Raw genomic sequence first — 24,931 nt, forward strand, 5'->3', positions numbered from 1 at the left:
CCTAAATTCATTTGTCGTCAGAGCGCCTGCAGATGCTAACATATCTTTTAAAACAGAAAATAGCTGCCCATTGCTGCATTAGAGCAGCGCTGGTTTTTGCCTGGAAATATGAGTATTCTATGGCGACGTGTAGCTTAAAGGAGATAAGCCTTGACAACAATTGTTGCCCGCTTTGAAATACCCTATACGCAAATTCTCGATGCCAAAGGAGAAATTTGCGGCACCCTGCCCTCTTTTGCGCAAGATAAATCAACCTTGCTTGCTCTCTATCGTCATATGGTTTTAACGCGTACTTTTGATAGGAAAGCCATTGCTTTGCAACGTACCGGCAAGATGGGTACTTATGCCCCGATCAATGGGCAAGAAGCCATTTCCACAGCTATTGGCAACGCCATGCAACCAGAAGATGTATTAGTTCCTTATTATCGTGATTATGCCGCGCAATTTCAGCGTGGCGTAAAAATGTCCGAAATTTTAGCCTATTGGGGAGGAGACGAGCGCGGCAGCCAATTTTCGTGCAATTCTGAAGACTTGCCTATCTGTGTCCCCATCGCATCACAATGCTTGCATGCCTGTGGAATCGCTTTCGCATTTAAATACCGTAAGCAGCCTCGGGTTGCTGTCGTTTGCATTGGCGAGGGCGGGACTTCTGAAGGGGATTTTTACGAAGCCATTAACGTAGCCGGGGTATGGAACTTACCGGTGGTATTTGTAGTCAATAACAATCGTTGGGCCATTTCTGTTCCTATTGAAAAACAAACTCATACGCAGACCATTGCCCAAAAAGCTATTGCCGGAGGATTTGCAGGAAAACAAGTGGATGGCAACGATGTGCTCGCCGTGCGCACTGCCGTGGGCGATGCCATTGAACAAGCACGCCGCGGCGGGGGACCAACCTTAATTGAAGCCATCACGTATCGCCTTTGCGATCACACCACAGCTGATGATGCAACCCGCTATCAACCACAGACCCAGGTCAAAGAAGCTGAGTTGAATGAGCCAATACGCCGCTTTAAACAATTTTTGCTGGCGCAAAATTTATGGGATGAAAAGCAGGAAGAAGAATTATTAAACCAATGCGCTCAAGATGTGCAACAGGCGGTTGAAGAGTATTTGCATCGCCCCCCTCAACCTATAACCAGTATTTTTGATTATCATTATGCCGAATTGCCTGATTATTTGATTGAGCAAAGAGCAATTGCAATGGAGGAATTCGCTCATGGCTGATATTACCTTGGTCGAAGCTGTCACTCAGGCTTTAGCCTATGAACTGGCACATGATGAAAATGTTGTGGTATTTGGTGAAGATGTTGGCAAAAACGGTGGTGTTTTTAGAGCAACCGTTGGTTTGCAAGAACGCTTTGGCGAGAAACGCGTGTTTGACTCCCCTCTGGCAGAATCCATGATTGCGGGTTTGGCAGTTGGCATGTCTGTGCAAGGCTTAAAACCCGTAGCTGAATTTCAATTCATGGGTTTTATTTATCCTGCCATGAATCAAATTATTTCTCATGCGGCGCGGATGCGCAACCGCACGCGCGGCCGCTTGCATTGTCCTATTGTATTCCGTGCACCTTTTGGCGGCGGAATTCGTGCGCCTGAACATCACTCAGAAAGCACAGAAGCTTTGTTTGCCCATATTCCTGGCTTGCAAGTAGTCATCCCTTCCTCGCCCAAGCGCGCTTATGGTTTGCTGCTTGCAGCAATCCGCAATCCTGATCCCGTCATTTTTCTTGAGCCTAAACGTATTTACCGCCTGGTAAAACAACCCGTAGCTGATGATGGGCAAGCTTTACCCTTGGGTAAATGTTTTACTTTACAGGAAGGGGAAGATGTCACTCTCATCAGTTGGGGTGCCAGCATGCATGAAACATTGCAAGCCGCCAAGCAATTGGGCGAAGAAGGGATCTCTTGTGAAGTGATTGATGTGGCTTCTCTCAAACCTTTGGATATTGAAACCATTTTACTTTCCGTAGAAAAAACCGGTCGTTGCGTTATTGTGCATGAAGGGGCAAAAACAGGTGGCGTAGGTGCAGAAATTTCTGCGCAGATTATGGAAAATTGCCTGGCTGATTTACTGGTACCGGTGCAACGGGTTACCGGGTATGATGTCGTCATGCCCTACTTTCAATTGGAAAAACACTATATTCCAAGCGTCAACCGCATCAAGGATAGTGTTTTAAGCATAATGGAGTCATCATGAAAATTTTTAACTTGCCTGATTTGGGTGAAGGTTTACCGGATGCTGAAATTCATGAGTGGTTTGTAAAAGAAGGCGATACTGTAAAAGCTGATCAACCCTTGGTTTCAATGGAAACCGCTAAAGCGGTGGTTGATGTGCCCTGCCCCCAGGATGGAACCATTGTCAAATTTTTTGGTAAACCGGGTGATGTCATTAAAACAGGTGAACCGTTAGTCGCTTTCGCTTCTGCGGAAGATCATGTCGTTAAAGATAAAGGTACTGTCGTCGGTAATCTTGAAGAGAGCCATGAAATCAGTGAAGATCACTTCACCATAGGCACTTCCCAGACTGCCAGGCAACGCATCAAAACCACGCCAGCTGTACGCATGCTGGCCAAGAAACTTGGCATTGATTTAAGCACTTTAACGGCAACGGGTGAACATGGGGTGATCACCAGGGAAGATGTACAACGCGCTGCCGAGCAAAAATCCAAACCCAAGGATGGCTATGAACCATTGCGCGGCGTACGGCGTGCCATGCTCAATAGCATGGTGCAATCCCATCAGGAAGTGGTGCCGGTCAGTATTTTTGATGAAGCTGACATCGAGTGCTGGAAAACGCAAACCGACATTACGGCGCGCTTGATTAAGGCTATTGTCGATGCAAGCGAACAAGAGCCTGCTTTAAATGCCTGGTTTGACAAAGAACAGGGTGCGCGCCGTTGTTTTAAAGAAGTGCATTTGGGCTTGGCTATGGATACAGAAGATGGGCTTTTTGTACCCGTTATTCATGACGCCGGTAAACATTCTGCAGAAGAATTACGTCAAATCATTAATGATTTCAAAACATCCGTACGTGAACGCAGTGTACCCGCAGATAAATTAAAAGGTGCAACCATCACCTTGTCAAATTTCGGCAAATTTGCCGGACGTTTTGCAAGCCCCATCATTGTACCGCCGATGGTAGCTATCCTTGCCGTGGGACGGTTATATGAGGGCGCTGTATGCGTGGATGGAAAAATTGCAGCCCACCGCCTGCTGCCGCTGTCGTTAAGCTTTGATCACCGTGCTGTAACGGGTGGTGAAGCTACGCGCTTTTTAGGCGCTGTCATTGCCTCGTTACAAACAACCTGACTAATGCAATTTAAAATTGCGCTGTATAAACCCTGATGATGCAACGCATTCATCAGGGTTTATAGCTTCATCCTGAAATTAAGCGGAATGAGCCATAGATAATCCAGTGCAGATGATCAAGAATTTAAGTTACCTTCACGCTACCTGATGCAGTCAACATGGATACAGTGGTTATTGGAGCTGGAATAAGTGGCTTATACACGTCCATATTATTAGCCCGGCAAGGAATTTCAGTGCTTGTCTTTGATCCCCGCGCCGGAATTTATACACGGCCAGGGCTCATTGATCGTAGAATTTTAACCCTCATAAAAGAACGTTTAAATTTGGAAGTTTTACCTAATGCTGAAAAAAATGTTCATTTGAAAGATGTGGAACGGGCATTATATGCTTATGCACTCAAGCTTAATATTCGTTTCGAAAATAAAGAATTTGTGGATTTTGCAACCGGAAATAACAAAGGAATTTGTGTTGTAAACGAGGAAAAAACCCAAGAATTTTTACCTTGTAGCCATGTCTTTGATTGTACAGGCTATAAAAGAATTCTGGCCCATAAAATTAATAGTCTGGTGCACCCCTCCCCTTTCCAAATCACTATCATTACCGATGTAACCATCAAACAACATTTCCTTGCCTATGTAAGAATGAGTGAAGAAGATGCTTTGCGAATCAAGGAATTTGATCCCATGGCAATTGCACCGAAAAAATACGTGCTGGCTATGCAACGCTTGCAGCAGGAAGGCTGGAGAGAATTTATTTACCCGCAACTACGCGTCCATACTTTTGGTAAAAATAAATTTGCAATGTATGTGGAGTGCCCAAATGATTTATTCAGAGAAAAAGCACAAAAATGGCTACAAACTGTTCTTTTCTGCATAGGAGATAAGGATATTTTTTATGAGGAACTACCGCCGCCCCAAAAATATCTAAAAAAACCACGCTTATGCTTATTCAAAGTCGAGCCTGATGAGTTAAACAAATTTGTTTTTCAAGATATGAATTTCCCCACTGTATTGATTGCCGGTACTGGGCAAATGGGAGCGGATTATCGCCATGGCAATGCATTAAAACTGGCATTTAAATCGATTGATTTAATGATCCATAACCTGGAAAAACGACATGGGGAAATTATCAATTTCTATGAAAAAACGTATCTACTGCAGCTTAATCCGTTTCTGGAATCACACCGCTCTTCCCTGATTAATTTTTATAAAAAATTAAATGAACAAGCTTTTCACGGACAATTATATGCAAAAGCAATTTATCAAAAACTATTTGAGCAAGGAAATGACGAGATGGCATGGCAAAGCATGATGCACAAGCTAGACGCTTTAATCACTTATAATCAAACCTTGCGAAAATATAATACGGTTATTGTAAACGGGTGTATTCAGCTAAGCTCCTACAAACCAAAGGGATTGATAGCAGAACTCATAGAAATACAACAAGCTTTTACAATGGCTTACTTGCATCTTTCTGAAGATTTTAAAAAAGAGCGGCAAGACATTAAAATAAAAACTTTTACCCTAGCTGTTGCCTTGAATCGGATTGGTGATTTATTGCAGCAAAACAATAAATTTTACATTGCACACAGAGCGTACATGGGTTCATTATCTTCATACACTTCCTTTCCTATTGCATCGCATTACCCTAAAGATGAAACCGAGCTTTATCTTAAAATCATCATGAGCTGCCGAAAAACCGCACAACAAGATAAAATTTTTTCATTGGCCGATGAGATTCTGGCAAAATATCCGCAGCAAGCAGCACTGCATGAGCTCCTGAAAAAAATTCTGTTTCATACCATTCGAGGTGGTATTGAATATCTAGAAAAAAATACAGTGATTGATAAAGTTTCCTTGGCAAAAAAAATCCGGGGTTATTGCAGTAACTACGCTGCTATTTATGATGACATTAGAAGAAATCTCACCTGTAAGATAGCGACCATTGATGCTATTTTGCAAGATTCTGAACAACAGGAAAACAATTTTGTGATATAGCAATTTAGTCGACTAGCTTCATCACTTTGTCTAAAAAAACTGGCCCCGGATCTTTCTTATCGGTATGGTAATCCGGATCAAGCTCCAGCCAGAAAGGAGTATCCTTAAATTTCAAATAATCCCTATGGCCAATAATGTAGTTGATTCTTGGGTATTTCTTTTTTAAATAACATACCAAAAATGCGTTCGCTCTCACCTGCGCGTCCGTTAAATCATCCTGGTCATTCATCCCCCCTACATTCTCAATACCGATAGCAAAATAATTAAGACCAATGACGTGCCTCGCCATCCAGTTATCCGGCATTAATTGATAGATGGTACCGTCTTGATCCACCAAAAAATGGCTGGATACATTTAAACTGCCAGGAAGTTCTTTAATACGAGGGGAATTTTTCGGAAAGGTAGGTGAATTAAACACGCGAAACGTAGCTGCAGCCGTGGGGATCCCTGTCCAATGCAATACAATGATCCTGGGTTCAATTTCAATGGATTTGGAATCAATCCCATAATGAGTTAATTGATATTGGCGGGTCAATTCAATCCGCTCTTGATCAAATTGTATGGGCTTTTGCTGAATGATCTGCGCATCGTGGCATGAGAATGCATGTATGCAGGAACTGAAAAACCATAGGAGATGGATTAAAATTTTCATGTTATTGTTTCAATATCATAAAATAAGCCGCAACATAATTAGGCAAATGCTGGGTAGCACGATAAAAAGCTTCTTTCCCGGCATAACTGCCTGCCAAAAAATCTACTTGGTATTGATTATTTTGGAAAGCGCCTCCGGTATCCGCCAATACACCAATCCTGGTTATCACTTCCCCAGCTTTGTCTGCATATTGCACCATGAGGAGCTTGCCCAAACCAAATTGCTCAAGATCGGCTGCAAACGTTACTTCGCTGTTGACGGTAATTTTCTCTTTGGCATCTTTACCATAACCTTTAATACCATCTACTTTTTTAAAATACCAGTAACGCTCCTGTGCGAATGGATTTTTAGCGTTATCATAAGCAATATTATTGCTGCGGTTAACATTGAAAATTTTTTCCTGCGCTTTTGTCCCGACAAAATCTGCAACTATAGTGCCTTGCATTAATGCAGCTTCGAGATCATCCCGTTTTAAATAGGCAAGCACGGGAACAGGTTTGTTGCGTAAAGCCCCTTTTAATATAGCTTGTTTACCATATTGAAAACGGAGCAATTCTTTCCTTGCATTGGCTTCATCGATTGTCAACAAGGCTTCATCCTCTGGAAGGGCATACAAAGGGAAAGGATACTGCGGCGTTCGTTTATCAGATGCTTTGGCACGGTGAATATAATACTTGGTCATTAAAATTTTATCGCTTGGTAAATTAGCTACCAGCGTTTTTTTAGATTGCAATGGTTTGCATTGCTCCATATCTGGATACCAACGGATAAATTCAAAATGCTTTTCAATAAAAGCTGGATCATGCAGCTTATTTTGATGCCGGCAAATAAACATTAGCGTTTCTTTTACGCGCTGCAATGGTAATCGCAACACTTTGCCTGCATGGATGACCTTTGGATCATAAGCTTCTCCCCGATTTAAATAGGCTAATGTTTCTTTTGCCGTCGCACATAAATCAGCAGCATTGCTTGCATAATGAGTTTTGAACGAAGGCTTGGCGGGCATGAAATGAGGTGCTGCCACTGCAGAAAAACTGAATAATAAACTGAGGAAAAAAAACTTAATTTTCATTAGCGAAAAAGAATATAAAAAATGTGATGATATCACATTAATCAGCCAGGGTAGTAAATAGGCAAGAATAAAAGGCTTGATATTCACCTGCAGACTTAATCAAATTATCGTTATTAAGCCCTTTTGGTTTTATAGCGCTTTGTTTTACGGCTGACTATTGTTTGCTGGCTCAAGTCTTCATCAATTTGATTCAACACGGCTGCTAACCTGCAACCTGCTAAAGCAAGTCTTTGCCGGGTTATTTTTTGCGTTGTCTGTTGATACTCGCTGGAAGGAACTTGCTGATCCATAATGACATAAGCATAATGCGTGGCATCATGGTAGGATTCCTTTGCCCAGTGCTTGGGATTTTTATCGATCGCATCCAAACGGCATGGCCATTCTTTTTCTAATGCTGCTGCCAGTTTCTTTACTTCTGCTTGCGTATAGCGAGGTTTGATTAAAAATCCGCCGCCTTTATCCCAATAAGCGTGGAGATTATCGGCAACTGGATTTTTCCCTAAAAGTGCCAAATTTCCGCCCCGATCGCCTTTGGGAAAACGAGTATTAACGCGCGTGGCTACATGTAAAGGTTGGTGTATATCACCCACTACGTGCAATAAAATACGTAAACTAAGCCCTTTATCAATAGGTCTAGCCTTGGAACTCAATAAAGTACGTTTTGCCTGCCGCACGGCCCATAATGCATTAATCCCTTGATTTCTAAGCGGTTTATTTACTCTTTCTTCGGAGAAAAACCAATTAAGATAATGCAATTTATCATACCAGTGGACTTCATAAAAACGCATCTTATCGAGCCATACCGAAGCTTCAATCAAATCACGTTGAGGATAAATTTTGTTTAGCGCAAGATTATAAGCATTGAACGTTTCTTTAGCGTGCGAAGTGAGGTGTTGATACGCCATTTCAGTGATTAAACGGTGCCCTAAAGCATTCCAGCTATAACTCTGGAACGGGAAAAATATTAAAAGAAAAACTGTTTTATACAACCACTTTCTTGTCATTTCTAAAGCCAAAAGCATTATTTTACTATAGGTTATGGGCAGTAGATATTATCAATCAGGAAAATGTGGAAATTTGTCTGTGTTAGAGAGTTTTAAGCCAGGGTGCCATCTATGCTGTGCCTTTATTTATTTCCAACAGCCAAATTCCTTGCATGGTCAGTTGACTTAAGATAACGCTTGCAAAAGGCAGCAATTGCTGCCTTTAAAAATTATCTCGCCAAAGCATCCGTAGCAGCGACATATTCATATCCTAAATCGCGCGCAACAGCTTCATAGGTAACCATGCCTTGGTGCACATTTAAACCGTTTAACAAATGGCCATCACTTAATAATGCGAGTTTTATGCCTTTGGTAACTAAACTTAAGACAAAAGGTAATGTCGCATTATTAAGGGCAAACGTGGACGTTTTAGGGACAGCACCTGGCATATTCGCCACACAGTAATGCACCACCCCTTCTTCCATATAAGTAGGTTCATGATGAGTAGTCGGACGGCTTGTTTCAAAACATCCGCCCTGATCGATGGCAACATCCACCACGACTGAACCTGGTTTCATGGCGCGCAGCATCGAACGCGTTACCAACTTCGGCGCAGCAGCGCCAGGAACCAGTACCGCGCCAACCACCAAATCCGCTGCCGTTACATATTGTTCCAAGGATTCCGCGGTCGCATAAATGGTATTTAATTTTGAGCCAAACTGGAAATCCAATTCCCGCAAGCGTGATAAAGACTTATCCAGAACAGTTACGTGCGCTTCCATACCCATAGCCATGCGTACCGCATTCGTGCCAACAACTCCGCCTCCAATTACTACGACATTAGCTGGGGATACACCAGGAACGCCCCCCAACAGCACGCCGCTGCCGCCTTGCGCCATTTCCAAACAATGCGCCCCAGCCTGGATGGACATACGCCCGGCAACCTGGGACATAGGCGTTAGCAAAGGCAAACCACCATCATTTTGAGTCACGGTTTCATAGGCAATAGCCGTGACGCCTGATTCTTTAAGCAAGCGTGTTTGTTGTGGGTCAGGAGCCAAGTGCAGATAAGTAAAAATAGCCTGTCCTTCCCGCAAACGTTTACATTCAATGGGTTGCGGTTCTTTTACTTTTACAATCAGTTCGGCACGAGCAAATACTTCATCGGCAGTTGCAACAATTTCTGCCCCTGCTGCGCGATAATGTTCATCGCTGATACCAATCCCAAGCCCTGCGTTTGTTTCTACTAAAACTTCTCCGCCGGCGCGCACTACTTCGCGCACACTTGCCGGAACAAGGCCGACCCGATTTTCTTGTGATTTAATTTCTTTAGGTACACCCACTAACATGCGTTATTACTCCATTCTTCTTTGTTTTATTGCATCAATAAGCTGTGGTATCAATTCAAACAGATCGCCCACCAAGCCATAATTGGCAATTTGGAATATGGGGGCGTCGGCATCTTTATTGATGGCCACAATTATTTTTGAATCCTTCATCCCTGCCAAGTGTTGCACCGCACCTGAAATCCCAACTGCGATATACAAAGTGGGGGCAACCACCTTGCCTGTCTGGCCAACTTGATAATCATTGGAAACAAAGCCTGCATCTACAGCAGCGCGTGAAGCCCCAACTGCAGCACCCAAAGCATCAGCCAATTCTTCAACCAACTTAAACTTTTCTGCACTCTGTAATCCTCTGCCTCCGGAAACTACAATTTTAGCACTTGCCAAATCAGGGCGGGTCGATTGGCTGAGTTCGCGGCTGATAAACTTTGTATTTTCTTGCGGAAATATTTTTTCAATATGTTCAATACAACATGGAGATTGGGTTGTAACCACTGCATCAAAAGCGGTAGGACGTATGGTTAATACTTTTTTGCTATCCATGACGCGGACTGTTTCGATCGCATTCCCTGCATAAATGGGGTGTTCAAATGTATTTTGATCCAAAATTTTCGTCACGTCCGATACTTGCGCCACATCGAGCAAAGCAGCCACCCGTGGCAATATATTTTTACCAAATGAAGTTGAAGCCGCCAAAATGAAATTAAATGAGGCAGCCACATCAGCAAGCAAAAGACTGACATTTTCAGCCAGTTGGTGTTCGTAATCAGCATGATCCACATACCAAACGGCATGAACGCCCGCCAAGGCTGCTGCCTGTGCGGCTACCGCACTTGCATGATATCCTGCAACAAGCAGTATTGGTTTATCGTCTAGCTGTAATGCGGCCGTTAATACATTACGTATTGAAGGATGAAGATTGGCATTATCATGTTCAACAAGGATTAAAGCGCTCACTGTTTCTCCCTATCAAAGCACTTTGGCTTCGTGTTGTAATTTATCCATCAACTCTTGTACAGAATCCACTTTTATTCCCGCATTGCGTGTCTGAGGCGCTTTTACACTCAATACTTCGATGTGTTTGTTAAGCGTTAAGCTTAAACTGTCAAGCTCGATCACTTCCAACGGTTTCTGCTTGGCTTTCATAATATTGGGCAAACTGGCATAACGCGGTTCATTCAAGCGAAGATCAGTGCTAACTAATGCCGGCAATCCCAATTCCAAAGTTTCCAGACCGCCATCAATTTCGCGCGTGACATGAAGGCAGCCGTCATTTAAATCAATTTTTGACGCATAGGTAGCTTGCGGCCAATTTAACAAAGCAGACAGCATTTGCGGGGTTTGATTGTTATCGCCATCTATTGATTGCTTGCCCATGATAATCAGGGCAGGTTGGATTTTATCAGCTATTTTTTGCAGAATTTTTGCTGTATTCAAGCTGCAAAACGTTTGGTTTGTACGCACTAATATAGCCTTATCCGCTCCCAATGCTAAACCATGCCTTAAAGTTTCCTGACAAGCATCGCTGCCTAGGCTGACTATAATAACTTCCGCAGCTTGATTTTTTTCCCGTAATCGAATTGCTTCTTCCACAGCGATTTCGTCAAAAGGGTTCATGGACATTTTAACGTTTAACGTTTCCACACCACTCTGGTCTGCCTTAACCCGAATTTTTACATAAGGATCAATCACGCGCTTCACTGCAACCAAAACTTTCATAGTCCCTCACTGGAGTAATCAAATCAGTTGGATCTTGCCAGAGATCGACCGGTACGCCAAGTACAAATTACCATAAGATCAATCGGATAAAGCACATGCATGCTCCCTATTAAATTCTTGCAAATAAGCAGCAAAGGCGTCTCCAATCTCTGCATGGCGTAAACCAAATTCTACAGTAGCTTGTAAATAGCCTAATTTTGAACCACAGTCATAACGTTTGCCACGGAAAAGGTAAGCATGTACTTTTTCCTGAAGCAATAATCGTTGTATGCCGTCTGTTAGTTGAATTTCGCCGCGGTGATCAACTTGCGTTTGCTTTAAACATGAAAAAATTGCAGGAGTGAAAATATAACGCCCAACCGCCGCTAAATTAGAAGGAGCCTGGGCTTTGCTCGGTTTCTCAATAATCGATTGGATGGCAGAGTAATGGATTGAATGATCGCATAGGCTGACTACCCCATATTGATGAATGTCTTCCCAGGGCACCGGTTGCACCGCGATAACAGAATCACCATCCTGCATAAAATATTCGCCCATAGCAGCAAGGCATGGCGATTGCAAATCATCAATCAAGTCGTCTGCCAGTAAAACAGCAAATGGTTCGTTGCCGACAACATGCTCGGCACAAAGGATAGCATGGCCTAACCCTAAAGGCTGGTTTTGCCTGACGTAGGTAAACTGGATCCCGGGGGGGGAGATATTCTTAACCAAAGCCAGTAATTGTTCCTTGCCTTGCTCTTCTAAACGAGTCTCCAATTCAAAATGATTGTCAAAATGATCTTCGATGGAACGTTTGCTGGAGCTGGTAATAAAAATCATATGCGTCATGCCAGCGCGTACTGCTTCTTCAACAGCATACTGGATAAGAGGCTTATCCACGATGGGAAGCATTTCTTTCGGATTGGCTTTGGTTGCCGGCAGAAAGCGCGAACCTAAACCTGCGACAGGAAAAACAGCTTTTTTAACTTGCATTGTTGATATCCTTGCCTAATAGGTGGGGTCTACCCACAGAATAATAAGAAGATATTCCGGCCATTTGCACTTTTATCGGCTCAAAACAATTACGCCCATCAAACAATGGTGCAGTCTTTAACAATCGAGCAAGAACCGATAAGGGAAATTCCCTGAAAACCGGCCATTCAGTCGCAATCACCAAGGCATCGACACCACCTTCAAGTACATGCTCGGCAGAATTGCACCAAGCCACTGACGGAGAGTATTCAGCTTGTTTTTGCAATGATCGCATCGCGGCTGGATCATATAAGCGTAATTTAGCACCCGCTGCCAATAAAGATTCAATAATTACCAAACTGCTGGCTTCACGTAAATCATCCGTTCCAGGCTTGAACGCCAGGCCCCAAATACCGATTGTAAGGTTTTGCAATTCATCATGAAAATGGGCTTTCAATTGCTGAACCACCCAGCCTTTCTGTAATTGGTTGATTTCTTCTATGGCTGCCAGCAAACTTCGATTCATCCCAAGCTGGCGGGCGGTTTGGATAAGCGCGCGCGTATCTTTCGGAAAACATGAGCCGCCATACCCTATACCGGCTTGCAAAAAATGAGGGCCAATCCGGTGATCAAGGCTGATACCCTCGCGAATTTCATCAATATCAGCACCTACTGCAGCTGCAATATTGCTTATTTGATTCATAAAACTAATCCGACAGGCGAGCATGGTATTGGCAGTATATTTTGTCAGTTCTGCGGAAACCCGACTCATCTGCACCAGGGGAATCCCTTGGGAAGTGAGCGGTTGATACAATTTTTGTAATTTTTTCAGTGCAGCTTCATTACCACCGACTACGATGCGATCGGCATTTAAAAAATCGTATACGGCACTTCCTTCACGCAAAAACTCAGGATTTGATGCTACATCAATGCGATGTAGTTTTCCGCGGCGAGCCAATTCTTCTTGCACCAGCTTTTCAATGGCAGTGCCAGTACCTACTGGTACTGTAGATTTAGTAACCAGTAAAGCATCCGCTTCCGTTTCACGGGCAACCTGTACTGCCACAGCGAACACTTGCGATAAATCGGCGCTGCCGTCTGGCAAGCTTGGGGTGCCGGTGGCGATAATATGGACATTGGCTTTGGAAATTGCCAGCGCGGGCTCAGAAGTAAAATGTAAGCGCCGGGAAGACAATTGCTCTTTTAATAATTCCGGTAATTGCTCTTCATAGATAGGACACTCACCTGCATTTAATTGCTTGATCCGGTCGCTATTGATATCCGCGCAAATCACTTGATGCCCAAGTTTGGCAAAGCAAACAGCAGACACCAAACCAACATAACCTGCCCCATAAACTGCAATCATCATATTTTATCTCAGTACAAATGCTTGCATTATCGATAAAATGAATAGAAATGACAAATTCCTCCCAGAAATTGATGCTGACTCTGCAAAAAAAGGCTTGGCTGCAAGCATGTTAACCGTGAGCAAATGGCTCAGTTTTCACTGCATAAAATGAGTATCTCATTCTGCCTGCGAGTATTAACCCGGCATCCATTAGTGTGCTAAGATTCATCTTATACCGTTGGCAAAAACTACTCTGTTGAGTTAATTCATGAACATCAGCTTATTTGATTTATTTTCCATTGGCATTGGGCCATCCAGCTCACACACCGTAGGCCCGATGTTGGCGGCTAATGAATTTTTAAAGCTGCTAGAAAAAAATTCCCTTTTTGACCAAACCAATCGCGTGCGCATTGAATTATATGGTTCTTTAGCATTAACCGGTAAAGGGCATGGCACCGACAAAGCCATCTTAAATGGATTGGAAGCCAAATTACCTGAAACGGTAGTTCCCGATAGCATGATTCCTCGCATGCAAGAAATTTTAGCAACGCAGACCCTTTATCTCGGTGGCAAGAAGCATATTTTCTTCCGTGAACAGGAAGATTTTATTTTCCTGCAGAAAGAAGTTTTACCAAAACACAGCAATGGCATGTGTTTTTTTGCATTGGATGCTGATGGCAAAGTTTTGTTAAGGCAAGTTTATTATTCCATTGGCGGCGGTTTTATAACCACCGAAGAAGATTTTGAGCAAACCAGTACAGCAAGCGTTCGCATACCCTATCCTTTCGATACTGCAGCACAATTACTCTCATTATGTAAGCAACATCAATTATCCATTGCGGAGCTCATGCTGGCTAATGAATTAAGCTGGCGTAATTTAAATGCAATTCAAACGGGCATTCTTGCTATCGCCAAGGTCATGGATAATTGCATCGAAAGCGGCTGCCATCACCCAGGGACACTGCCGGGCGGCTTAAATTTGAAAAGACGCGCCCCTGATTTATATAAAAAATTAAATGAAAAAAAAGGCGTAACCAGTATTTACGAACAATCCGACATCATGAACCGCCTGAATTTATACGCAATGGCTGTTAATGAAGAAAATGCTGCTGGTGGCCGCATCGTTACCGCACCTACAAATGGCGCTGCCGGCATTATTCCTGCGGTCTTAAAATACTGTCAAGAAGCCCATGAGAAAATGAGTAAGGAAGATATTATGATTTATTTCTTGACGGCCGCAGCCATTGGCATTCTTTACAAAAAAGGCGCTTCGATTTCCGGGGCTGAGGTAGGATGCCAGGGAGAAGTTGGTGTTGCCTCCTCCATGGCCGCAGCAGGATTGACTGCTGTTTTGGGTGGCACTGTAGAGCAAATTGAAAATGCTGCCGAGATCGCTATGGAACACCATTTGGGCATGACTTGCGATCCTGTCTTAGGATTAGTGCAAATCCCCTGCATTGAACGAAACGCCATGGGATCAGTCAAAGCGGTTAATGCATCGCGTATGGCTTTAATCGGAGATGGACAGCATCAAATTTCTCTGGATAAAGTCATAAAAACAATGAAACAAACCGGCATGGACATGCAAAGCATTTATAAAGAAACGTCTATGGGCGGTTTAGCCGTCAATTTACCTGAATGTTGATTAAGCCTGCATTATTACTACGCAGAGTTTTTGGGTTTCTAGTCGCGGCGTATTTTTTTTTCTTTGCGGCAAATGATGCTTATCCAATGCCTTACCTCGTTCTGGACAATGATGGCGCACAAGCATTTCCCAAGCGCTTTCGCATATTAAAGAATAATGGATTACGAGCTATTGGCAGCGGCCAGTTTACGCATGCACAACTTTTGCGCATCAAAAATCAAATTAACGCGCCTATTATTGTGGTGGATTTACGAAAAGAATCGCATGGATTTGTGGCTGGCATGCCGATAAGCTGGTTTGGTTTTAGGAATTGGGCTAATAAAAACAAACTCCCAGATGCAGTAGAGGAAGTACAGCGAAAGCTGCTCCTCGATATAAAAAATAAAGCAACCATTAGAGTGCACACAAAACTTCACAAAGAATTCTCAGGTGCAATCAAACCGCTGGAAACCGTATGGCTGCAACCTCGTGAAGTGGCTTCTGAAGAAGAATTGGTGCGTGCATTGGGACTTCGGTATAAGCGATTTTATGTAACGGATCACATGGCACCTGACAAATTACAAGTCCAGGCGTTTGAAGACTTCATAAAAACTGTGCCAGCTGATACCTGGCTTTATTTCCACTGCCGCGGCGGCTCTGGCCGTACCAGCACGTTTATGGTGTTATATGAAATTCTGAGAAATGGGCGCAAGAAAACGCTTGAGCAAATACTAAAGCACCAGATGCAACGGGGCGGTAAAGACTTAAGTCAATTTCCTGCAGCCAATCATTACAAATACGTACCAGCAATAGAGCGTTTTAAGCTAATTAAAGAATTTTATCTGCATCACAGCTAATGCAAAGATTCAAGCTTTGAATCTTTGCATTGACGTCTTGTTAATTATGCCCTGCATAAAACCAATTGTTCGCCTGCTCAATTTCCAAGGCCAAACGTTGGCTGCGAGTTTCTGCAAAAAAACAAGCCTTGTTCAATGAAAAATCGGTTTTATTAAGATGACTCGTAACCGCGTGGGTAATTATTTTGGCAAGGAGTGCTACAAAGCCAATACCAGTTAGTGCAATCAAGACGTTATTAACAATGGGCTTCCATGCTTCTCTATGTTCCCCCATTTCTTTATCTTTGCTTTTTAAACATTGAATAAAATTTGCTTTAAAAAGCTGCTCTTCTTCACAACTCGGTACTGTGTCATTTTTATAATAGGTAAGAATAAATGCATTCAACATGGATTCAAGCTCTTGAGCATGCACTTGCACCATCTCCCCCTTCCTGGAACCAATTGTTTTTCCATGCTGCGACAGCTTATCTATTTGCGCGTATAAATTGTCAAGTTTTTTGTTGGTTTCTCTAAATTCGCTAATTATTTTTTTACGACAATCCTGCAAGCCATCTGCTTCTTCTCCCGTTTCCTCTTCATATTTTTCATAAAGGGAAAGAGCCTCTCTGTAATTCCTGGCGCCTCCCAAACCTTCCTGATGCATAAAAGCGCGTCTAAGTATGGCAGGAACATCCCCATGTTCGATAGCGGCTTCATAAAGACGGATAGCTTCAGCATAATTTATCTCATCACCCAATCCATTCTGGTGCATGTGGGCACGATTACACATGGCAGAAGCATGCCCAAGCTTGATGGCTGCATCAAAATGCTGGATTGCAGCTTTATAATCCCGTACTCCCCCCTTGGCCAATGCATGCATTAAGGCACGGTTATTCATGGCAGCCGCATTGCCGAGCTCGATGGCCATTTCATAAAGACGGATCGCTTCAGCATAGTTTACATCACCACCCAGTCCATTCTCATGCATATTGGCACGGTTATTCATCGCATCAGCATTTCCGCGTTCAATAGCTCTATCATAAAGGCGGATCGCTTCAGCATAGTTTACATCGCCACCCATCCCTTCCTGGTTCATGTAGGCGCGACGAACCATGGCAGCCGTATTATCAAATTCAATGGCTGCCGCATAAAGGGAAATTGTTTCGCTATAATCCTCATCTTCTAGCAAGCCATTTTCGCACCATAAGCCTTTTAAAAATAAGGCATAGCTTTTTTTGGAATCCGTCGCTGCAACTGCCGCAAATGCTTTAAGCGCCTGGCTTATTTCTTCTTCTGTGAAATCATGAGCGATGGTGTGTGTATTCCATTGATTTAAAGCTTCCTCTTTACCGTTTAAGGCATCATTCAATAAACATTGAAAGTTTAAAATAGTCATAGTCATCTTTTAAAAAACAAAATAGGCAATAATTATACAACAAAACTCGCATTTAATCCATAAAAAACAAGATCTTCGGCTTAAAGTAGGAAATTTTTAAGGATAAAGAGGTAAAGACTTAAGTCGCTTTCCTGCAACGGAGATACAAATACAGCAATAGAGCGTTTAAATTAATTCAAGAATTTTATTTACATCATTTCCTAATCAAGGGTTCAAAGCTTTCGGCCATTTCATTGACGTATTATTTATTTATGCCTTACATAAAGTCCAATTATTCGCCTGCTCGATTTCCAGAGCCAAGCATTGGGTGCGAGTTTCTGCGAAAAAACAAGCCTTGTTTAGTGAAAAATCCGTCTTATTGATATGACTTGTAAGCGCATGGGCAATTATTTTGGCAAGAAGCGCCACAAAACCAATGCCAGTTAATGCGATCAGGATATTGGCAATAATGGGTTTCCACACGGCTCTATGCTCTCCCATGTCTTTGTCTTTGCTATGCAGATATTGAGTAAATTCAGCCTTAAACGCTTGTTCTTTCTCACCGGTTAGACTGTTGCCTTCATAATGCTTAAGGAGAAACGCATCCAGCTTGGCTTCAAGATTTTTGGCATGTGCTTTTACCCTCTCTCCTTTTGCAGAACCAATCGCCTCTCCATGCTGAAACATCTGGTCTATTTGGGCATATAAATTGCCAAGCTCATGGTTTCCCTTTAATTCAGTAATTATTTTTTTGTGAAGATCACTTATATCAAGCTTTACATGGGTTTTGCTTTCGTATTCTCTATAAAGTGCAAGGGCTTCTCTATAATTTTTGTCACCGCCCAAACCATGCGCATGCATATAGGCACGATTATAAATTGCCATGGCATTGCCTAATTCGATAGCCGCTTCATAAAGCCGGCATGCCTCAGCAGAATTTATCTCGCCCCCCTCGCCCCGTACATGCATAGCGGCGCGATTATTCATAGCTGTGCTATGACCTAATTTGATAGACGCTTCATAATAAAGGATTGTTTTGCTATGGCCGGAATCGTCTAGCAAACCATAGTGGTACCATACTGCTTCTAGAAAAAGAGCATTGCTTTTTCTGAAAAGACAGGACCCGTCGCACGCTCGGAACACACCCAAAGCTTGTTTTATTTGTTCCGTGGTGAAAAGATGAGCCTCTGCATGTTCTTCCCATTTATTTAAAGCTTCAACCTTCCCATTTAAAGCATCATCTAATAAAATTTTAAAAGCTAATTCTAATATAGGCATAGGAACCACAGATTAAATTACACAATGTAAAATGTATCAATTATACAAAAAATATAATATTTGAGCAAATTTAAACCAATAATTAATGTAACAATACGTATTAAAATTTTGCTCTTCATCAAACATATCTAAACAAATTAAACATGTTTGCATCGAATTAAATTGCAACTGCAAGTTCCATCCTGTTTAACAGGTCCAAAGCTTTTGCAAATTGCTGCAAGTCTTTCGTTCTTTGAATGTTTATCATCATTTCTTTCCAAAATTTAGCACCCGGCAAACCATGAGCAAGATTCAATGCCGGTTTAATTAACATGCTTAAGGGAGCTTCTTTTGCAAAAGCCTCGTATAAATAATCCATGTATTTTTCAAAAATAACGACACGGCTTGGCACTACCACTTGTGGGAAAAGGGTCTGATGAATACTGGAAATTGCATAAGGATGCTGACACGCCAACCGTCCGATCATAACTCCATCGACCTGGTTCAAGTGTGCATGAACGGCCGCTATATCATTAATATGGCCATTAATAACAATTGGAATATCTGGCAATTCTTGTTTAATTCGATACACATAATCGTAATGCAGCGGCGGGATGGTGCGGTTTTGCTTTGGATTTAAACCATGCAACCAAGCTTTACGCGCATGTACAATTAATTTATCACATCCTGCCTGAACTAACCTACGTGCAAAAGTCGCAAAAAACTCATAACTGTCTTGATGATCAATGCCTATGCGGGTTTTAGCAGTCACCGGAATATGAACTGCTTTTTTCATTGCCGCAAGACATTCAGCAACTTGCTCTGGTTCGTTCATAAGACAAGCGCCAAAACGTCCCGCTTGCACCCTATCACTGGGGCATCCCAAATTTAGGTTAACTTCATCGAACCCCTGCTCTTCGGCTATTTGTGCGCATTTCACCAAAGAGTTTTTGTCTGAACCACCTAACTGCAAAGCAATGGGTTTTTCTATTGGGCTAAACCTTAAAGCCCGTGCAGGATTATTAAAGATGGCCCCAGGAGTTTGCATTTCCGTATAAACCAGCGCTTGCGGCGCTAGTAGCCGCATGAGCACGCGAAAATGAGTGTAACTCCAATCAATCATTGGAGCGATTGCAAGCTTGGATAGTAAAGCAGGAAGCGAAGAAGAATGCACCGAACTCTCGACTACAAGAAATATCAAAACTGATTTGTATTATACCATTTTATAGGCGAGAAAAGAGAAAAAGATAACGCAAAAAATGTAAATCCATTCGTTAAAATGCACAAAATTTGGTATATTATTCACACCAAAAATCACCGGTAATATCATCATGAACAGTACAATATCCGCACTCCCTGCTAATGCTATTGATATGGTTGAAGCTTACTTATTGGAACTGCAAAATAATATTTGCTCTGCCCTGGAAACCTTGGATGATAAGCGGTTTACCGAAGACAAGTGGGTGCGTGAGCAAGGTGGAGGCGGTATTACCCGTACTCTTAAAGGTTCAACTTTTGAAAAAGCAGGGGTTAATTTTTCGCACGTAAAAGGTGGTGAACTTCCCGCCGCAGCGAGTGCCCTGCGACCTGAGCTTGCTGGTTGCCGTTTTACCGCATTGGGCGTATCGTTAGTCATTCATCCGGAAAACCCCTATGTCCCCACTTCGCATGCAAACGTGCGTCTTTTTGTAGCGGAACGCGATGATGCTGCTCCTGTGTGGTGGTTTGGCGGCGGTTTCGATTTAACGCCATATTATGGCTTTGAAGAAGATTGCCAGCATTGGCATGACACTGCGAAACAAGCTTGCCAACCATTTGGTGAAGCCATTTATCCGCGTTTTAAGAGCTGGTGTGATCGTTATTTTTATTTAAAACACCGCCAGGAAGCCCGCGGTATTGGCGGCCTTTTCTTTGACGATTATAATGAACACGGTTTTGAACACAGCTTTGGCTTAATGAAAAGCATTGGTGATCATTACATCAAAGCTTATGCACCGATTGTTGCCCGCCGAAAATCTTTACCTTTTGGCCCACGGGAAAAAAACTTTCAATTGTATCGACGCGGTCGCTATGCGGAATTTAATTTAATTTATGATCGCGGCACCCTATTTGGCCTGCAGTCAGGGGGGCGTACGGAATCCATATTGATGTCCCTCCCTCCCGCTGTACACTGGGAATATAACTGGCAGCCCGCAGCAAATAGTGCAGAGGCTAAGCTGTATACCGATTTCCTCCCGGCACGTGATTGGGTATAAATAAAATAAAGCTGAGGCTATGCCTTGGCTTTATCTCTTGTTTAAGAAATGAAACAAAATTGCAGCCACAATATTCAATATCCCTATAATTAGAAAAACTTCGGGAATAACAATGTGAAAATAAAGCAGCACCATCACTAAAATGGTCCCTAATACCATGAATAAGGCATTAAAAATGTTGTTCGCTGCAATGGTTCGCGCCCGGAAGGGCCCATCGCAGGCAACTTGTAAATAAGTATACAAGGGCACCACAAATAAACCTCCGGCAAAAGCTAACAAAAATAAATCTACTGTAATTCGCAAATTTGCAATTTGGCTAAAAAATTCACATACGGATTGCAAATGCAAATGCGTGGGTATAGGAGGCGTTGCCCAATATAAATCGCAAGTAAAGACGGAAAGCAATAACATGGCATGCGCCACATAGCGCAACGTTATCTCTCCAGCTAAAAGCCTGTTAATAACTAAAGAACCTATCGCAATACCAATTGAAAACAAGGCAAGAAAAACGGCAAATACAGAAGTTTGAGCCCGCAGTATGTAATTTGTATAATCAGGTAACTTGGTCAAAATTACGGCTCCAATCAACCAAAACCAGGAAATGGCAAAAACAGCCGGTAAAATGCGTTTATTAAGAATTACGCCACGAAGCATGCGATAAGTTACCCGCCAAAGACACCAGTCTACTTTTATTTTTTCAGTGCCGACGGGGGGAGCTGCAGGGATAAAAAAACAGGCAGTTAATCCGCATAGGGCAGCCATAATCGTTAAGAAAATGGCATAATAAGCCCCCATTCGGGCACCCCCGACACTCAATGCGCCGAGTGTGGTACCTAAAAGAATGGCTAAAAATGTACTTCCCTCAATGAGTGCTGTAGCTCCTAATAATTCTTTTTCTGGCAAATGATCCGGTAAAATAGCGTATTTAACCGGACCAAAAAAAGTTGAATGGATACCCATTCCGGTAAGGGTAGTGAGCATTAAAAAAATGTGACCATAGAAAAGGCCAAAGGCGCCGATTATCATGAGGACGAGTTCAAACAATTTGATAAGGCGGGTAATACGCGCTTTGTCAAACTTGTCTGCTATTTGGCCCGCAGTGGCTGAAAAAAGAAAAAATGGAGCAATAAATAATGTACCGGCAATAGCTTGATATTTTTCTGACTGCATTTGTGAAGTGCTTAGAAAATAACTAATAACCGTCAAAGTAGCCAGCTTAAAGGCATTATCATTGAAAGCACCAAAAAACTGGGTCAGGAACAATGGCAGGAAAGTTTTCTTCCTCAATAAATAAAATGCTCCCGAACCCATGAAATACTCCGCAGGAAAAAACCGGCTCAGAGTAATGCAAAAATATAGAAGTTTGCAACAAAAATCATCTTTGTTCAGGAAAATACATAAGTAATTAATTTTAAATAAAAGAAATCAGTAAAAGCCTTAAAAACTCTACCTTGCCTTTGCTTAACACTCATTTTCTACCATGCTTATAGAAACCAATTTGCCAATGCCGTCATGCCAAAATTATACACTATCGGACACTCAACTCATCCGCTTGAAGATTTCATAGAAATATTGCACATCTATCGCATCACGCACTTGGTGGATGTGCGTACTGTCCCTAAATCGCGTCATGTTCCCTGGTTTAACCAATCCGCTTTAACCCGCTCCCTTTGCCAAGAACGGATTGCCTATTCACATATTATTAAACTCGGGGGATTACGCAAAAGCAAACCTGATTCGATTAATACAGGGTGGCGTAACAAGAGCTTCCGCGGTTATGCGGACTACATGCAAACACGCCAATTTTATGAAGGCTTAAAAGAACTTCATAGCATCATAAAACATAGCGAACAAGCAGCCATTATGTGCGCCGAAGCCGTACCTTGGCGCTGTCATCGTTCTCTTATCGGCGATGCAGAAAGCATAAGGCATGTAGAAGTAATCGACATCCTGGGTAAAAATTCAATCCGTAAGCATGAATTAACATCATTCGCGGTCGTGGATAAAAGCACGCGGCCGTATCAAATCCATTATCCTAAATGAATTTAGAGATTAACCCTCATACCGCGAAAAGCATCATTACACTGCTCAAATTCCTGGTGCGGGAAAAAGGAAGCTCGAAGTAACCTGAAAAATCCTGCTTCGATTCAGCCTGGGAAAACTATAAAAAACTTTGAGGACGTTGCCTAACATTTATTTTTTTGTGCACGCTTGCTAAGCGCCACCATAACTTTCTCAAGACTATGCGGATACGGATCTGTTTGTTGTATCACCGCTTGCGCACATTGCTCATAATCATTTTTAATTTCTTTATCAGGTAAGATATAAAAGGTTTTATTTTTAATTTCGCGTAAAATGTGCCGCGCTACATCTTCAGCAGGCCGACTGCGCTCGATAAGAGCCGACATCATTTGATGAAGCGTATTATGTGCAGCTGGGGCTGAATTAGCAAGCAATTGCGTACTGACAAACGAGGGGCAAACTACAGAAACGTCCACATTTTTTTCAAGGCGGCATAAATCAAAATGCAAAGATTCAGTTAATGCTACGACAGCATGTTTCGACATGGAATAAGCAGCCATTTGCGAACCGCTGCATAATCCATAAAAACTGGCCATATTGACTACATGCGAACGATGGTTCTGTTTGAACAGGAGCGGTAAAAAAACTTGCAAGCCATGAATTATGCCGTATAAGTTTACGTCCAAAACACGCTGTATTTGGTGATCACTTAATTCCCAAACAGGAGCAAACTCACCGCATATTCCTGCGTTATTAATTAATAAATCAATACGCGCAAAGTCTGACAAAATTTGCTCGGACAATCGCAAAACATCTTTCGATTGCGTTACGTCGCAAACGACGGCAATAAATTCATTGGCTTCTTGCTCATACAATTTTCTGCAAGCGCAAGCCAGGGCTTTTTCATCGTGATCAGCGAGAACCACTCTCATACCCTCACGCAGGCAATTTTGCGCCAGCGCAAACCCAATACCGCTTGCAGCACCAGTTATTACAGCAACTTGTTTAGCTTTCGTCATGTATATAAAAAGAGAACCTGATCCTAATAACGAGCATTATAGAAGGTTTTAGGATAAACGGAACTCTTGAGGGTAGAAGAATAAGCTTAGGGTTGTTCGCTTATCACAATTACATCCTGTGCTTTTAAACCCTTAGGCCCTTTATCGAGTAAGAAACTCACGGTATCATTTTCATGCAGCGTTTTAAACCCAGCTCCTTGAATGTCTTTATAATGCACAAAAATATCATCGCCTTGTTGGTTAACAATAAAACCAAATCCTTTTTTTTCATTAAACCACTTAACCTGCCCTGTTTCTCTCTGCGACATTTCGCTGTCCCCTTTTTTAGACTATTAGTTCCATTTAAGTTATCCATAACCAACAGGTTGCCATGATTGCAGCACGTCATTGTGCAAATTCTGCCATTACAGATTATTTGATTATTAAGGTTTTTTTTAAAAAGTCAATAATAGACAAAATTAGTATAGAATATTATCGCATTTTCACCCCATAGGAGTTCAAATGAGTGAGCACATGAAAGAATGCTTTATCAAATTGGCAATTGAATGTCAGGTGTTACGCTTCGGGGAATTTACTTTAAAATCGGGTCGCATTAGTCCGTATTTTTTTAATGCGGGTCTTTTTTATGAGGGTAAAGCATTGCAGCAAATCGGGCAATTTTATGCCGATACCTTGATAAATAGCCAACTTAAATTTAAACATCTTTTTGGACCGGCTTATAAAGGGTTGCCGCTTGCTACTACCACAGCAGTGGCTTTGGCAGCAAAAAACATAGACGTAACCGTGACTTTCAATCGGAAGGAAGTCAAGAACCATGGCGAAGGCGGTGCACTTATCGGTGCTCCTTTACAAGGACAAACCATTATCATTGATGATGTCATTACCGCCGGTACCGCCTTTCGCGAAGCACAACAATTAATTACTCAAAACGGTGGGCAATTAGCAGGGGTGATTATCGCGTTGGATCGTTGCGAGCGTGGTATTTCAGATCAATCTGCATTGCAAGAGATAGTCAATCAAGGTATCCCCATTTTCTCCCTAATCACTTTTTTTGATTTATTGAATTACCTGAAAAGACAAGGCCAAACCGAACAAGTTGAGCGACTCCTGGCTTATCATGAGCAATTTGGCTGCAAACCTGCAGAAACCTGATATGAGGTGTG

General features: G+C 42.4%; 23 protein-coding genes. 9 read left to right on the forward strand and 14 right to left on the reverse strand.

Annotated features, from left to right (window positions below; translation table 11 throughout):
* Positions 1–150: 150 nt before the first annotated feature.
* From pdhA to ELY11_RS04060, 4 genes are all read left to right on the forward strand, one after another.
* Positions 151–1,227, forward strand: coding sequence for a pyruvate dehydrogenase (acetyl-transferring) E1 component subunit alpha (pdhA, locus tag ELY11_RS04045; RefSeq protein ID WP_126953496.1), 1,077 nt, complete (start codon positions 151–153; stop codon positions 1,225–1,227).
* Positions 1,220–2,200, forward strand: coding sequence for an alpha-ketoacid dehydrogenase subunit beta (locus ELY11_RS04050; protein WP_126953495.1), 981 nt, complete (start codon positions 1,220–1,222; stop codon positions 2,198–2,200). The genes pdhA and ELY11_RS04050 overlap by 8 nt, the downstream gene beginning before the upstream one ends.
* Entirely contained in the window at positions 2,197–3,312 is a 1,116-nt protein-coding gene (locus ELY11_RS04055) for a dihydrolipoamide acetyltransferase family protein (protein WP_127032573.1), read from the forward strand. The genes ELY11_RS04050 and ELY11_RS04055 overlap by 4 nt, the downstream gene beginning before the upstream one ends.
* A 158-nt stretch (positions 3,313–3,470) precedes the next feature.
* Positions 3,471–5,309, forward strand: coding sequence for an FAD-dependent oxidoreductase (locus ELY11_RS04060; protein WP_127032574.1), 1,839 nt, complete (start codon positions 3,471–3,473; stop codon positions 5,307–5,309).
* Positions 5,310–5,313: 4 nt separating this feature from the next.
* On the opposite strand, the gene ELY11_RS04065 is transcribed toward ELY11_RS04060, so the two are convergent.
* From ELY11_RS04065 to ELY11_RS04100, 8 genes are all read right to left on the reverse strand, one after another.
* Positions 5,314–5,961: a peptidoglycan recognition protein family protein gene (locus ELY11_RS04065; protein WP_126953492.1), complete on the reverse strand. Its 648-nt coding sequence runs from the start codon at positions 5,959–5,961 to the stop codon at positions 5,314–5,316.
* Between the two features lies 1 nt (position 5,962).
* Positions 5,963–7,033, reverse strand: coding sequence for an MltA domain-containing protein (locus tag ELY11_RS04070; RefSeq protein ID WP_126953491.1), 1,071 nt, complete (start codon positions 7,031–7,033; stop codon positions 5,963–5,965).
* A gap of 113 nt (positions 7,034–7,146) precedes the next feature.
* The gene (locus tag ELY11_RS04075; RefSeq protein ID WP_158614965.1) at positions 7,147–8,037 is read right to left on the reverse strand and encodes a S1/P1 nuclease; all 891 of its coding nucleotides are present in this window, start codon (positions 8,035–8,037) and stop codon (positions 7,147–7,149) included.
* Between the two features lie 209 nt (positions 8,038–8,246).
* On the reverse strand, positions 8,247–9,365 hold the full coding sequence (gene ald / locus ELY11_RS04080) for an alanine dehydrogenase (protein WP_126953489.1): 1,119 nt from the start codon (positions 9,363–9,365) through the stop codon (positions 8,247–8,249).
* 6 nt (positions 9,366–9,371) lie between these two features.
* Positions 9,372–10,319, reverse strand: coding sequence for an electron transfer flavoprotein subunit alpha/FixB family protein (locus ELY11_RS04085; RefSeq protein WP_126953488.1), 948 nt, complete (start codon positions 10,317–10,319; stop codon positions 9,372–9,374).
* Positions 10,320–10,331: 12 nt separating this feature from the next.
* Positions 10,332–11,081, reverse strand: a complete 750-nt coding sequence (locus ELY11_RS04090; protein ID WP_126953487.1) for an electron transfer flavoprotein subunit beta/FixA family protein — start codon at positions 11,079–11,081, stop codon at positions 10,332–10,334.
* Between the two features lie 78 nt (positions 11,082–11,159).
* Complete coding sequence (gene galU, locus ELY11_RS04095; RefSeq protein WP_127032575.1) at positions 11,160–12,053, reverse strand: UTP--glucose-1-phosphate uridylyltransferase GalU; 894 nt, start codon at positions 12,051–12,053, stop codon at positions 11,160–11,162.
* Complete coding sequence (locus ELY11_RS04100) at positions 12,043–13,401, reverse strand: UDP-glucose dehydrogenase family protein (RefSeq protein ID WP_126953485.1); 1,359 nt, start codon at positions 13,399–13,401, stop codon at positions 12,043–12,045. The genes galU and ELY11_RS04100 overlap by 11 nt, the downstream gene beginning before the upstream one ends.
* Before the next feature lie 247 nt (positions 13,402–13,648).
* Here ELY11_RS04100 and ELY11_RS04105 point away from each other — a divergent pair, with 247 nt between their 5' ends.
* Positions 13,649–15,025: an L-serine ammonia-lyase gene (locus tag ELY11_RS04105; RefSeq protein ID WP_127032576.1), complete on the forward strand. Its 1,377-nt coding sequence runs from the start codon at positions 13,649–13,651 to the stop codon at positions 15,023–15,025.
* Between the two features lie 86 nt (positions 15,026–15,111).
* Entirely contained in the window at positions 15,112–15,861 is a 750-nt protein-coding gene (locus ELY11_RS04110) for a phosphatase domain-containing putative toxin (protein WP_158614964.1), read from the forward strand.
* Between the two features lie 40 nt (positions 15,862–15,901).
* Here the strand turns inward: ELY11_RS04110 and ELY11_RS04115 are convergent, their stop codons facing one another.
* The 3 genes from ELY11_RS04115 to dusA form a co-directional block, all read right to left on the reverse strand.
* Positions 15,902–17,236, reverse strand: a complete 1,335-nt coding sequence (locus tag ELY11_RS04115) for a tetratricopeptide repeat protein (RefSeq protein WP_158614963.1) — start codon at positions 17,234–17,236, stop codon at positions 15,902–15,904.
* A 249-nt stretch (positions 17,237–17,485) separates the two neighbouring features.
* Positions 17,486–18,493, reverse strand: coding sequence for a tetratricopeptide repeat protein (locus ELY11_RS04120; protein ID WP_127032577.1), 1,008 nt, complete (start codon positions 18,491–18,493; stop codon positions 17,486–17,488).
* Positions 18,494–18,650: 157 nt separating this feature from the next.
* Complete coding sequence (gene dusA / locus ELY11_RS04125; RefSeq protein WP_267899674.1) at positions 18,651–19,646, reverse strand: tRNA dihydrouridine(20/20a) synthase DusA; 996 nt, start codon at positions 19,644–19,646, stop codon at positions 18,651–18,653.
* A gap of 157 nt (positions 19,647–19,803) precedes the next feature.
* On the opposite strand from dusA, the gene hemF reads away from it, so the two are divergent.
* Positions 19,804–20,727 (forward strand): oxygen-dependent coproporphyrinogen oxidase, encoded by a 924-nt coding sequence (gene hemF / locus ELY11_RS04130; RefSeq protein WP_126953480.1) that lies wholly within the window; start codon positions 19,804–19,806, stop codon positions 20,725–20,727.
* Positions 20,728–20,757: 30 nt separating this feature from the next.
* Here the strand turns inward: hemF and ELY11_RS04135 are convergent, their stop codons facing one another.
* Positions 20,758–22,038 carry an MFS transporter gene (locus ELY11_RS04135; protein WP_126953479.1) on the reverse strand — a complete coding sequence of 427 codons (1,281 nt, stop codon included), beginning with the start codon at positions 22,036–22,038 and terminating at the stop codon, positions 20,758–20,760.
* 201 nt (positions 22,039–22,239) lie between these two features.
* Here ELY11_RS04135 and ELY11_RS04140 point away from each other — a divergent pair, with 201 nt between their 5' ends.
* A complete protein-coding gene (locus ELY11_RS04140; RefSeq protein WP_126953478.1) occupies positions 22,240–22,770 on the forward strand; it encodes a DUF488 domain-containing protein in 531 nt (176 codons plus the stop codon).
* Between the two features lie 143 nt (positions 22,771–22,913).
* On the opposite strand, the gene ELY11_RS04145 is transcribed toward ELY11_RS04140, so the two are convergent.
* A complete protein-coding gene (locus ELY11_RS04145) occupies positions 22,914–23,768 on the reverse strand; it encodes an SDR family NAD(P)-dependent oxidoreductase (protein WP_126953477.1) in 855 nt (284 codons plus the stop codon).
* Between the two features lie 86 nt (positions 23,769–23,854).
* Positions 23,855–24,076 carry a cold-shock protein gene (locus tag ELY11_RS04150; protein ID WP_126953476.1) on the reverse strand — a complete coding sequence of 74 codons (222 nt, stop codon included), beginning with the start codon at positions 24,074–24,076 and terminating at the stop codon, positions 23,855–23,857.
* Between the two features lie 193 nt (positions 24,077–24,269).
* On the opposite strand from ELY11_RS04150, the gene pyrE reads away from it, so the two are divergent.
* Entirely contained in the window at positions 24,270–24,920 is a 651-nt protein-coding gene (pyrE, locus tag ELY11_RS04155) for an orotate phosphoribosyltransferase (protein WP_126953475.1), read from the forward strand.
* Positions 24,921–24,931 lie beyond the last annotated feature (11 nt).

It is taken from the genome of Legionella septentrionalis (assembly GCF_003989745.1).
GTDB lineage: Bacteria > Pseudomonadota > Gammaproteobacteria > Legionellales > Legionellaceae > Legionella_A > Legionella_A septentrionalis.

Bases quoted from the DNA above. Each gene is read 5' to 3' on its own strand.
- ELY11_RS04150 (WP_126953476.1), bottom strand. From the start codon at position 24,076: ATGTCGCAGAGAGAAACAGGGCAGGTTAAGTGGTTTAATGAAAAAAAA.
- ald (WP_126953489.1), bottom strand. From the start codon at position 9,365: ATGTTAGTGGGTGTACCTAAAGAAATTAAATCACAAGAAAATCGGGTC.
- ELY11_RS04055 (WP_127032573.1), top strand. From the start codon at position 2,197: ATGAAAATTTTTAACTTGCCTGATTTGGGTGAAGGTTTACCGGATGCT.
- ELY11_RS04120 (WP_127032577.1), bottom strand. From the start codon at position 18,493: ATGCCTATATTAGAATTAGCTTTTAAAATTTTATTAGATGATGCTTTA.
- ELY11_RS04100 (WP_126953485.1), bottom strand. From the start codon at position 13,401: ATGATGATTGCAGTTTATGGGGCAGGTTATGTTGGTTTGGTGTCTGCT.
- galU (WP_127032575.1), bottom strand. From the start codon at position 12,053: ATGCAAGTTAAAAAAGCTGTTTTTCCTGTCGCAGGTTTAGGTTCGCGC.
- hemF (WP_126953480.1), top strand. From the start codon at position 19,804: ATGAACAGTACAATATCCGCACTCCCTGCTAATGCTATTGATATGGTT.
- ELY11_RS04145 (WP_126953477.1), bottom strand. From the start codon at position 23,768: ATGACGAAAGCTAAACAAGTTGCTGTAATAACTGGTGCTGCAAGCGGT.
- ELY11_RS04105 (WP_127032576.1), top strand. From the start codon at position 13,649: ATGAACATCAGCTTATTTGATTTATTTTCCATTGGCATTGGGCCATCC.
- ELY11_RS04115 (WP_158614963.1), bottom strand. From the start codon at position 17,236: ATGACTATTTTAAACTTTCAATGTTTATTGAATGATGCCTTAAACGGT.
- ELY11_RS04135 (WP_126953479.1), bottom strand. From the start codon at position 22,038: ATGGGTTCGGGAGCATTTTATTTATTGAGGAAGAAAACTTTCCTGCCA.
- ELY11_RS04140 (WP_126953478.1), top strand. From the start codon at position 22,240: ATGCCAAAATTATACACTATCGGACACTCAACTCATCCGCTTGAAGAT.
- ELY11_RS04090 (WP_126953487.1), bottom strand. From the start codon at position 11,081: ATGAAAGTTTTGGTTGCAGTGAAGCGCGTGATTGATCCTTATGTAAAA.
- ELY11_RS04110 (WP_158614964.1), top strand. From the start codon at position 15,112: ATGCCTTACCTCGTTCTGGACAATGATGGCGCACAAGCATTTCCCAAG.
- ELY11_RS04065 (WP_126953492.1), bottom strand. From the start codon at position 5,961: ATGAAAATTTTAATCCATCTCCTATGGTTTTTCAGTTCCTGCATACAT.
- ELY11_RS04070 (WP_126953491.1), bottom strand. From the start codon at position 7,033: ATGAAAATTAAGTTTTTTTTCCTCAGTTTATTATTCAGTTTTTCTGCA.
- pyrE (WP_126953475.1), top strand. From the start codon at position 24,270: ATGAGTGAGCACATGAAAGAATGCTTTATCAAATTGGCAATTGAATGT.
- ELY11_RS04060 (WP_127032574.1), top strand. From the start codon at position 3,471: ATGGATACAGTGGTTATTGGAGCTGGAATAAGTGGCTTATACACGTCC.
- ELY11_RS04050 (WP_126953495.1), top strand. From the start codon at position 1,220: ATGGCTGATATTACCTTGGTCGAAGCTGTCACTCAGGCTTTAGCCTAT.
- ELY11_RS04075 (WP_158614965.1), bottom strand. From the start codon at position 8,037: ATGACAAGAAAGTGGTTGTATAAAACAGTTTTTCTTTTAATATTTTTC.